The organism is Schaedlerella sp. (assembly GCF_056796775.1).
In genome coordinates this window covers 1-8,630 of sequence record NZ_JBQIKP010000087.1, presented here as the reverse complement: position 1 = coordinate 8,630, position 8,630 = coordinate 1, and the positions used below count along the sequence as shown (strand labels likewise).

General features: G+C 46.9%; 11 protein-coding genes. 5 read left to right on the top strand and 6 right to left on the bottom strand.

Translation table 11 applies throughout. The features are described 5' to 3' along the window. Positions 1–419 precede the first annotated feature (419 nt). Positions 420–803 carry a TIGR04086 family membrane protein gene (locus ACTOY7_RS21165; protein ID WP_160280828.1) on the top strand — a complete coding sequence of 128 codons (384 nt, stop codon included), beginning with the start codon at positions 420–422 and terminating at the stop codon, positions 801–803. A 130-nt stretch (positions 804–933) separates the two neighbouring features. On the opposite strand, the gene ACTOY7_RS21160 is transcribed toward ACTOY7_RS21165, so the two are convergent. From ACTOY7_RS21160 to ACTOY7_RS21140, 5 genes are all read right to left on the bottom strand, one after another. Next, on the bottom strand, positions 934–1,317 hold the full coding sequence (locus ACTOY7_RS21160) for an HsmA family protein (RefSeq protein WP_482672579.1): 384 nt from the start codon (positions 1,315–1,317) through the stop codon (positions 934–936). A gap of 21 nt (positions 1,318–1,338) precedes the next feature. Further along, positions 1,339–1,830, bottom strand: a complete 492-nt coding sequence (locus ACTOY7_RS21155) for a peptide deformylase (RefSeq protein ID WP_160280830.1) — start codon at positions 1,828–1,830, stop codon at positions 1,339–1,341. 196 nt (positions 1,831–2,026) lie between these two features. Next, positions 2,027–2,869 (bottom strand): NAD(P)-dependent oxidoreductase, encoded by an 843-nt coding sequence (locus ACTOY7_RS21150; RefSeq protein ID WP_482671865.1) that lies wholly within the window; start codon positions 2,867–2,869, stop codon positions 2,027–2,029. A 20-nt stretch (positions 2,870–2,889) separates the two neighbouring features. Then, positions 2,890–3,747 (bottom strand): dimethylarginine dimethylaminohydrolase family protein, encoded by an 858-nt coding sequence (locus tag ACTOY7_RS21145; RefSeq protein WP_482671864.1) that lies wholly within the window; start codon positions 3,745–3,747, stop codon positions 2,890–2,892. Then, positions 3,723–3,851: a hypothetical protein gene (locus ACTOY7_RS21140; RefSeq protein WP_300884817.1), complete on the bottom strand. Its 129-nt coding sequence runs from the start codon at positions 3,849–3,851 to the stop codon at positions 3,723–3,725. Before ACTOY7_RS21140 ends, ACTOY7_RS21145 begins: the two co-directional genes overlap by 25 nt. 147 nt (positions 3,852–3,998) lie before the next feature. Here ACTOY7_RS21140 and ACTOY7_RS21135 point away from each other — a divergent pair, with 147 nt between their 5' ends. The 4 genes from ACTOY7_RS21135 to ACTOY7_RS21120 all read left to right on the top strand — a co-directional run bounded on the left by ACTOY7_RS21135 (position 3,999) and on the right by ACTOY7_RS21120 (position 7,658). Beyond that, on the top strand, positions 3,999–5,303 hold the full coding sequence (locus tag ACTOY7_RS21135) for a PucR family transcriptional regulator (protein WP_482671863.1): 1,305 nt from the start codon (positions 3,999–4,001) through the stop codon (positions 5,301–5,303). A gap of 64 nt (positions 5,304–5,367) precedes the next feature. Then, positions 5,368–6,009 carry a phosphate propanoyltransferase gene (pduL, locus tag ACTOY7_RS21130; RefSeq protein ID WP_394683302.1) on the top strand — a complete coding sequence of 214 codons (642 nt, stop codon included), beginning with the start codon at positions 5,368–5,370 and terminating at the stop codon, positions 6,007–6,009. Positions 6,010–6,143: 134 nt separating this feature from the next. After that, positions 6,144–6,590, top strand: coding sequence for a GatB/YqeY domain-containing protein (locus ACTOY7_RS21125; RefSeq protein ID WP_160280835.1), 447 nt, complete (start codon positions 6,144–6,146; stop codon positions 6,588–6,590). Between the two features lie 150 nt (positions 6,591–6,740). Then, positions 6,741–7,658 carry an AEC family transporter gene (locus ACTOY7_RS21120; RefSeq protein ID WP_394683301.1) on the top strand — a complete coding sequence of 306 codons (918 nt, stop codon included), beginning with the start codon at positions 6,741–6,743 and terminating at the stop codon, positions 7,656–7,658. Positions 7,659–7,806: 148 nt separating this feature from the next. Here ACTOY7_RS21120 and tsaA read toward each other — a convergent pair whose 3' ends face one another. Next, positions 7,807–8,505 (bottom strand): tRNA (N6-threonylcarbamoyladenosine(37)-N6)-methyltransferase TrmO, encoded by a 699-nt coding sequence (gene tsaA / locus ACTOY7_RS21115; RefSeq protein ID WP_482671862.1) that lies wholly within the window; start codon positions 8,503–8,505, stop codon positions 7,807–7,809. Between the last annotated feature and the right edge of the window lie 125 nt (positions 8,506–8,630).

Below are 8,630 nucleotides of genomic sequence, written 5' to 3'. Positions count from 1 at the left end.
TAAAAATGGAAGAAAATCCCATAAATAAAGGGATTTATGCTGTTATCAGATTGTCTTGAGGGCGTGTAGAGGGAATTATGTAGCGGGAACTACGGTTTATTATAAAAAATAAAAGACAAATTTTCGACAATTCAGAACTTGTTTTTTACTACTCCAAATTATACTCATTTAGTCAAACCTTATCAATTGTACGAATGCAAATTTGTATTTCCCGACAGCCCTATTTAGGTTACAACCGTTTCTCCGTGTATATTCCCGCAGAGCAGGCAGGCTTTCTTCGATAAGGTATCACCTGACATTCCTGAGTGTGTTTTCTCTGAACAGTCGAACTTCCTCCGGTAAGGCAGTCATATTTCTCTCAGGATATTCATAGAATGTATCAGTAGATACCGGTAAATGTGGAATGGGAGGAAAAAAGAATGGATAAAAAAAAGAGAGGGCAGGAGATCGAAAACGGATTGATCTGGATGCTCAAATCATTATTGTGCGCTTACATAATCAGCGGTCTGCTGCTGTTGTTCCTGACGTTTCTGCTTTATAAATTCAACATTGACGAAGGCAAGGTGGCCGCAGGGATCATCATGATCTATGTCATATCCACATTTCTAGGCGGATTTATCATCGGGAAATTATCCGGAAACCGGAAGTTTCTGTGGGGGCTGACCTGCGGCATCCTCTATTTTGCGCTTCTTTTGCTGGTGTCCCTGGGAGTTTACCGCTCCCTGCAGGGAAACGGGGCAAATGTGGTAACGACGCTTCTGCTCTGCGCCGGCGGCGGGATGCTGGGGGGAATGGTATCATAGCGAACTGAGGCATGAAAAAACGGCAGAAATGGATCATCCGGCCCGGAAGGGAGTGCCGCGGCTCCCCCGGGTCTCTGACCTGATCCGAAGTTTTGTCAAACACTTTTCTCATTCATTTTAGTGCGGGATTTTATCTCATTCCGATGACCATTCCCAATATGTAGGGAATCAACCAGATTGCCCACACCGCAAGGCTGAACCTATGAAAGTTCTTCGCCGTATCTTCATTATTTCTTATCAGAACAACCGTCGCCCATACAGCATGTACGATCATAAGACCAATCGCAAGAGCTCCTGTTACAGCGTGCAGAGACAGACCTCCTGAGAGTATGGAATGCTCTGCGATCTGTCCCATCAAAAGGGTTCCCGTTGTATCCATGCAAAGCCCCAGCCAAAAGAATACCAGATGCATTCTTTTCAGTCTTTTATTTCGATGCTCTGACCACACACCGATGGTATAGATCACTAACGCCAATGTGATCGTGATGATCGCAGCTGTCAATTTTCCTGTCATTTGAAAGCACTCCTTCCATGGTTATTTCCGCGTTTCCTTCTTCATTATAAAAGATTTGTTGTCAATTGCCCGCATCGTAGCCAAAATCCCATCCAGATGATCATACTCATGCTGGATCAGTTCGGACATATCATCATCCAGATGCATTTCCTGTTCTTCCCAATTTTCATCCATGTAATGTAAAATACAATGGCGGCAGCGCCGGACCCGGACCAACAGATTTGGAAATGACATGCAGTCATCCATCAGTTCCATCCATTCATCGCCCACGAATTTCAGTTTTGGATTGATGATTACATATGGCCTGTCTGTCAATATACAGATCAGCCGCTTCTTCACTCCAATCTGCGGGGCCGCGATTGCCCGTCCGAATCCATAGTCCCGGCGGATTCCCTTGATGCAGTCAAACAGATCCGCAATAACAGGACGCAGACCGTCTAACTCCTCACGTTTTATTTCCTCTGAAATCTCATATAGTCTGGGATCACCCAGCAAAAGAATATCTCGTTCCATCTGCTCCTCTCCTTTCACCATTTTCCAGACGGCATTGCTTCCTGAGTCATCAAAAAAGCCGGACAAAGCAGCAGATATCTCAATCTGCAGCCTTATCCGGCATAACACCTTCTTTGGATTTGCTGCCCTCCGGACGAAAGTGATTATATAATATCTATATCGATTTTTCAACAGAAACTCCGATATCGGGCTGACTTTAATTTATATAATTTTGAAGCTTTGGGGTTTCATCTGTCAATACATCCAGTCCTGCCGCCCGGACAATTCCCTGATCCAAGGCATCTGCCAAGTCTTTTTCATTGACGCTGAGACCTCTCCCCAGATTCAAGAAAATAGGACTTCGCTTCATTTTGGCAAATTCTACAGAAGTAAAATACGCTCTATTTCTATCACTGAGATTCATGTGATTTGATATGACATCTGCATTTGCATATACATCATCTGCTTCCATAAGCTCCACTTCTAATTCTTCTGCGGTTTCTTCGGACACATAGGGATCGTGGGCAATCACTTTCATTCCCAGTCCCTTTGCAAGCTTTGCAACCTGACGTCCAATTTTTCCAAATCCGAAAATGCCAAATGTCTGTTCCTCAATGCGGATAGGTGTCCTGGCATTGTTAAAATTCCACTGATACCTTTTTTCAATGTCATATGTGTAGACTTTCAGATTTTTGTTTAAAGCCAGCATCAGCGCAATTGTATGCTCTGCCACGTCCTTTGTACAGTATTCTCCTACCGGACAGACACCGATTCCGCGCATTGTAGCTTCTTCTATATCTACATTGTCATATCCGGTAGCAATGATCGAAATCACCTTTAATCCAGGCGCATGGTCCATGACCTCTTTATCTATTTTCAGAAAACCTGTCAGAAGCGCTGTCGTATCCATCAACTCCCTGTAGAATTCCTCTATCCGATCATCCTGATATCCCAAAACTACGACTTTACAGTCCGGACACCCTTTTTTTAGCATGCGGATCATATAATCCGGAGAGGGAACCATGCAATTTTCCCGCTCACAAATCAATATTTTCTCCATTTTATCTGCCCCCGGATCACTCACTCATATTCACGGACGATCGGCTGTGTGCCGCAGTGAATACTTCCGTTTCCTCTGTTGATCTCACTAAAGTCAATCGTATCAACAATCTCTATTCCATTTTTTACCATTGCTTCCGCAGTCCGTTCACTTCCTTTCATAGTAATCACGCGGCCTGGTGCTACTGCCAGCACATTAACTGCCCAAAATTCATTGGGATCCGCCTCAATCGTTTTTACTCCCAGCTTTTTCAGTTCCTGCAGAAATCCCCATGCCAGAAAATTTGGATTAATCAATGCCACGTCCCGATCCAGCATCACAAATCCACAGTCTACGTGAATCAGCCATCCCGGCATCTCTGTACGAATCAGACGTACACCTGCCGCGTTAAAAATAGCTTCCAGCTGATCAGCGCCTTCTTCGTTGACACGACTTGAAATTCCTACTACAGCCGTTTCTGGATTGATCATTGCCACACTTCCGCCTTCTACGGTTCCATTTCCACGGATCATTCCACAGATCGGCATACCGATTTTGGCCAGAATGCTCTGATACACTCTTTCTTCGCCATGCCGCATAAGCGGATTCATTTTCATGATAACAGCGCCTCCAGGTATTGCAATAAAGGGATCTCTTGAAAAAATCAGCTTAGTCAGGTTCTCACCTCCCGGAGTCTGGTAATCCTCTGCATCCGTATAAATAACCTCTGCCCCTTCTCTGCGCAGAATACTGGCAAGATGATCATGCTCTTCCTGCATTTTAGCAATATCCAGCGGTTCTTTCCCCATCCAGTAGCCTTTTCCGTTTGAATCTACAAGAGCGTCACATTCCTGATTATAGACATAATCCCTGTTTACATTTTCCAGTTCTTTGCCCATCTTTCTCCCCAATTTGCTTTCTGATATTTCTCCGTTTCAAATGCATCCTCGTTCACTGCATCTATAAAAGCCCATGTCTTGTTCATGCTTCCTATTTCTGCCATAATTTTTATCTCCTGTCATACTCTTTTTGTTGTAAAACCGGCCGGTAAGGGTTCCCTATAACAGGATGATAGCATACCGACTTCTTTATATCACTAGGATGATCCGGCCTACCTGGGGTCCGTTTCCATGGACAAGCGCCATCTCATATGATACGGAAACCCTATCTTGTCATAGAAGAGAATCAAAACTTTCATTATTCCCTGATGAAATCCATGATTGAGGGTGCTTCTCTGTCCGAGATCTGCAACCAGCTCTATCATTCCAACCAGATGATACTTGCGGTGGCTGATACAGACCTGCACCTGGCCGGATATTCGGATTGCTTTGACTGGAAGGAATATACCCGGAAAATGGTCCCGGATATGCTTCAATATTCCGGCTCCTCCATGGACAATCTGGACAATGAAACGGTTTCCATCTATACCTATCTGTCACCGCTTCTGTCTTCCCAGGGGATCCGGATCTTTCTGTTTCCAATCCTGCTGCATGAGACTGCATATGGTTATATTTTGCTTTGTACAGATATTGCCACAGATCAATTGGATGAAACCATCATTATGAAGATCCAGCAGCTCAGCCTAGTGGTTGCCCTGCAGTTCAGCAAACAGAATGACATCAACACAGCGACACGGCATTTCAACAGCTTTCTGTTTGAAAAGCTGCTCCAGGCGGAGCATCTTACCCATGAGGATGCCGTTCATTATCTTGCTCCTCTGGAAAAGAAGATCCATCGGAGATATTATGTCCTGTATTTTCAGTCAGACTCCAGCAGCAACATTGACTCTTTTATCCAGCAGAGCAGCCGCATCAGCCGTTTTCATACCATGGTTCGCAGCACGCTGCCGAATGCAAAGCATATCCTGATGTTTGAAAAGGAGAACGCCCAGGTTGTCCTGCTTCCTTTTCCGTATGATCATCTGGAAGCGGACCTTCTGAAAATACGTGAGCTTTATATCCGTACCATGAAGCCGAACTCTATATTTATCGGGATCAGCATGCCCGCAGAGCTCTCGAATCTGGCCGAAGCCTTCCGACAGGCAAAGCTGGCTTCCTCCTTCCTGTCAGGCTCCAGGAAGGAACTGCCCTACATGCTTTATCAGGAGCTTGGCATGATCCGTTATTTTTTCAATCACTCCGGAGAGCTGGATTATAAATTTCTGGAAGAATTCATACAGAAATATATCGCTCCTCTCGAGGAATATGACAGGAAGCATCATACCGAGCTGTTGAGGACATTGGAGCTTTACCTCTCCAACAATGGATCCAAAAGAGAAACGGAGCAGAAATTATTCATCCATAAGAATACTCTGCGTGCCAGGTTAGCTACGATCAGCAAAATTCTGAACTGTGACGTAGATTTACTGGAGGATCTGTTCGAGATCCAGCTTGCCTTCCGCTTAAAGCATTTATTTGAAAAAGACGGGGAAAAAGATAGAAATTTTTTACCTTGAAAACCGCGCTTTATTCTGCTAAAATCAGAAAGAGCAAAAAAGCACACAGGATGGAGAGATTTTTATGAGTCTGACGATACCCATTGAGACCTCCGCACGCCACATCCATTTGTCGCAGGAGGACTTTAAGACACTGTTCGGCCCCGATGCCGAGCTTACTTATGTAAAAGAACTGAGCCAGCCGGGACAATATGCCTGTCAGGAGCGGCTCACCGTTGTCGGCCCAAAGGGGAGCTTTGAAAATGTCATCGTTCTCGGTCCCTGCCGTTCCAAAACCCAGGTGGAGGTCTCTGTAACCGACAACCGGAAGCTGGGAATCCCCAGCGTGATCCGCCAGTCCGGGGACATCAACGGCACCCCGGGATGCACTCTGGTGGGTCCCAAAGGCCAGGTGGAACTGACTGAGGGCGTCATTGTAGCAAAGCGCCATATCCACATGACCCCGATCGACGCAATCCGTGCCCGCGTAAAGGATAATGATATTGTATTCGTGATCACCACAAGCTTTGAGCGTTCCCTGATCTTTTCAGACGTGGTGGTCCGTGTCAGCCCTTCCTTTGCCCTTGCCATGCATGTGGATACGGATGAGGCAAATGCATTTGCCAATGAGGACAATCCTACCGGGGTGATCTTAAAGCTGTTCGACGGACACACCTACAGCCTGCAGTCCTGGGCGGAGGAGCTGCAGTCAGGCATCAACCGCTGACCTGTCCGACTCCCTGCGCAAAAGGCAGATACCACAGATTTCCAGAGATATACTGGCGAAGCATGGATCTATAGATCCTGCGGATTTTCTGTCTCGAAATGAATGATACCATTTGAAATAAGGAGGATACTGTTATGAGCAAGATTGAAGAAGTAAGAAAAGATATGGTCACTGCCATGAAGGCCGGAGAAAAGGAACGAAAGGCCACATTGTCCGCGCTTCTGACCGCATTGAAGAACAAGGCCATCGACAAGCGTGCCGATCTGACCGAGGAGGAAGAGGTGCAGGTGATCTTAAAGGAGATCAAGCAGACAAAGGAAACACTGGATACCACTCCGGCGGACCGCACGGATATTATTGAGGAATGTACGAAGCGTCTCTCCGTATTGGAAGAATATGCGCCGAAGATGATGGATACTGAGGAGATCAAGGCTGTCATCCAGGAGGTGTTATCCGCTCTTGGAATCGATGCTCCGACCGCAAAGGACAAAGGCCGGATCATGAAGGAGCTGATGCCGAGGGTAAAGGGAAAGGCTGACGGGAAACTGGTCAGTGAACTGGTTGCATCCCTGTTTTCATGATCATCTCCCCGCAGCAGCCACATCCCTGTTGTATACATGTGTGCCAGTACAGCGTTGCATAAATATCAGGTGCAGTCTTCACCGTTAATGATGCAATGCTGTACTAGATCGGCTGCTGCAGGGAACTACCGTAGAGAAAGGATTTTATCCATGTTTATCCTGATTATGAATCAACTGATCAAAATGCTGTTCATTATGATCCTTGCGTTCCTCTGTTACCGCCTGCATATCATCAACCAGGAAGGAAACCGGAATTTTTCCAACCTTCTACTGATGGTGGTCAATCCCTGCCTGATCATCACCGTATTCCAGACGGATTACGACCCTAGTCTGGTGCGCGGACTCCTTGCCGCATTTGCTGTTGCTGTGATCGCGCATGTGATCGGCTTTTTTATTGCCCATTTTCTGGTTCCTGAAAAAAAGAATCCGGAGTATGCATTGGAACGCTTTGCCGCCGCATATTCCAACTGCGGCTTTATCGGGATTCCTCTGATCAACAGTGTCCTTGGCAGCAAGGGTGTGTTTCTTTTGACTGCGTATATGACCGTATTCAATATCCTGACCTGGACCCACGGCCTGATCCTGCTGAACGGGAAGTTCTCGGCAAAGCGTCTGAAGGAAGGGCTTCTTGCCCCGATCGTGGTCTGTACGGTCATCGGAGTAATCCTGTTCTTTCTGCAGATCCGTATTCCTTCTCCGCTGATCGATTCCATGTACTATATCGCGGACATGAATACCCCGCTGGCCATGATGATCGCCGGTTTTTCCGTTGCCCAGGCAGATCTGAAAAAGATATTTATCCACATCCGCACCTACTGGATCAGCTTCATGAAGCTGGTCGTAATGCCGCTTGCCGTGCTTGTATTTTTGGCACTCATTCCGGTTGACCGGGATGTGGCATATACCACACTGGTGGCTGCCGCCTGCCCTACCGCAACGACCCTGACCATGATGGCCATCCGGTTTAAACGCAATTATACCTATGCCTCCGAGATTTTCTCATTCAGTACGGTTTTGTCTGTATTCACGATCCCGGCGATCACATTTATCGCGGATCTTGTCCTGTAAAATCAAACGGCCCGGCAGATGTCTTATGATTTGTTCTTCCTTTCATAAAACATCCGCCGGGCTATTTGATAAAAATTTTCCAGCTGTGCGGTTGCGATTTGAAATCTCAGTTTTATGCAATTTATTGCAATAAAATTGAGATTTCGGATTAGCAGCTTTCTGACATCCTTATAATCTTCACAACATGTACGGTTTGATCCTCTACAGTAAATTTCACTTCCATGTCCGCATACCGCATCCCGTACACCCTTTTCGGATCCTGCTGGTACGAGGGCCTTGGGTCCTGTGCCAGAAGCTGGCAGATGATACGGCGCTCTTCCTCCGCCACATCTGCTCTCAGTTCCTCCGGGAAATCCACTTCCAGCTCATACTCCTTTACCCTGTCCGCAAAGCCTCCCGCCGCCTCCGGATAGCTGTCCGCATAAGGCAGATATGGCTTGATATCCAGTATTGGAGTTCCATCCAGCAGATCTGCTCCCAGCACATGCAGCACCGGCCCTTCCGGGGTATCCAGCTCCACTTTTTCCAACTGGACACAGGAGAGACCGATGGGATTTGGCCGGAAGGGAGATCGGGTGGCAAATACCCCCTTGCGGAGATTCCCGCCCAGGCGCGGCGGCCGTACGGTCGGCGACCACGGTCTGCCCGCACTTTCCGAAAACACCCATAAAAGCCAGATATGTGAATATTCCTCCAGCCCCCGGAAGGCTTCCGCCGCACGGTATTCCGGCTCAAATATGATCTTTGCCTTTGTATCCGCCAGCCCTCCCTGCCGCGGGATCCCGAACTTTTCCGGGAAACTGCCGCAGATATGCGCGATCGGATTCATTGTAACAATCTGCCCCATTGGTTTCTCCCCTCCATTCCTCATAGCGAGCGGTCTCGGAAACTCTTTAAAGCCCATATTTCCGCTCTTTTTCTGTTTTTCTTTTTTATCTCTTCCTCCAAACCTCGGAGAAAATATTTTAATAA

Coding starts and splice junctions, on each gene's coding strand:
- ACTOY7_RS21125 (WP_160280835.1), top strand. CDS start 6,144: ATGAGCAAGATTGAAGAAGTAAGAAAAGATATGGTCACTGCCATGAAG.
- ACTOY7_RS21150 (WP_482671865.1), bottom strand. CDS start 2,869: ATGGAGAAAATATTGATTTGTGAGCGGGAAAATTGCATGGTTCCCTCT.
- ACTOY7_RS21155 (WP_160280830.1), bottom strand. CDS start 1,830: ATGGAACGAGATATTCTTTTGCTGGGTGATCCCAGACTATATGAGATT.
- ACTOY7_RS21145 (WP_482671864.1), bottom strand. CDS start 3,747: ATGGGCAAAGAACTGGAAAATGTAAACAGGGATTATGTCTATAATCAG.
- ACTOY7_RS21120 (WP_394683301.1), top strand. CDS start 6,741: ATGTTTATCCTGATTATGAATCAACTGATCAAAATGCTGTTCATTATG.
- tsaA (WP_482671862.1), bottom strand. CDS start 8,505: ATGGGGCAGATTGTTACAATGAATCCGATCGCGCATATCTGCGGCAGT.
- ACTOY7_RS21140 (WP_300884817.1), bottom strand. CDS start 3,851: ATGGCAGAAATAGGAAGCATGAACAAGACATGGGCTTTTATAGATGCA.
- ACTOY7_RS21160 (WP_482672579.1), bottom strand. CDS start 1,317: ATGACAGGAAAATTGACAGCTGCGATCATCACGATCACATTGGCGTTA.
- ACTOY7_RS21135 (WP_482671863.1), top strand. CDS start 3,999: ATGATACGGAAACCCTATCTTGTCATAGAAGAGAATCAAAACTTTCAT.
- ACTOY7_RS21165 (WP_160280828.1), top strand. CDS start 420: ATGGATAAAAAAAAGAGAGGGCAGGAGATCGAAAACGGATTGATCTGG.
- pduL (WP_394683302.1), top strand. CDS start 5,368: ATGAGTCTGACGATACCCATTGAGACCTCCGCACGCCACATCCATTTG.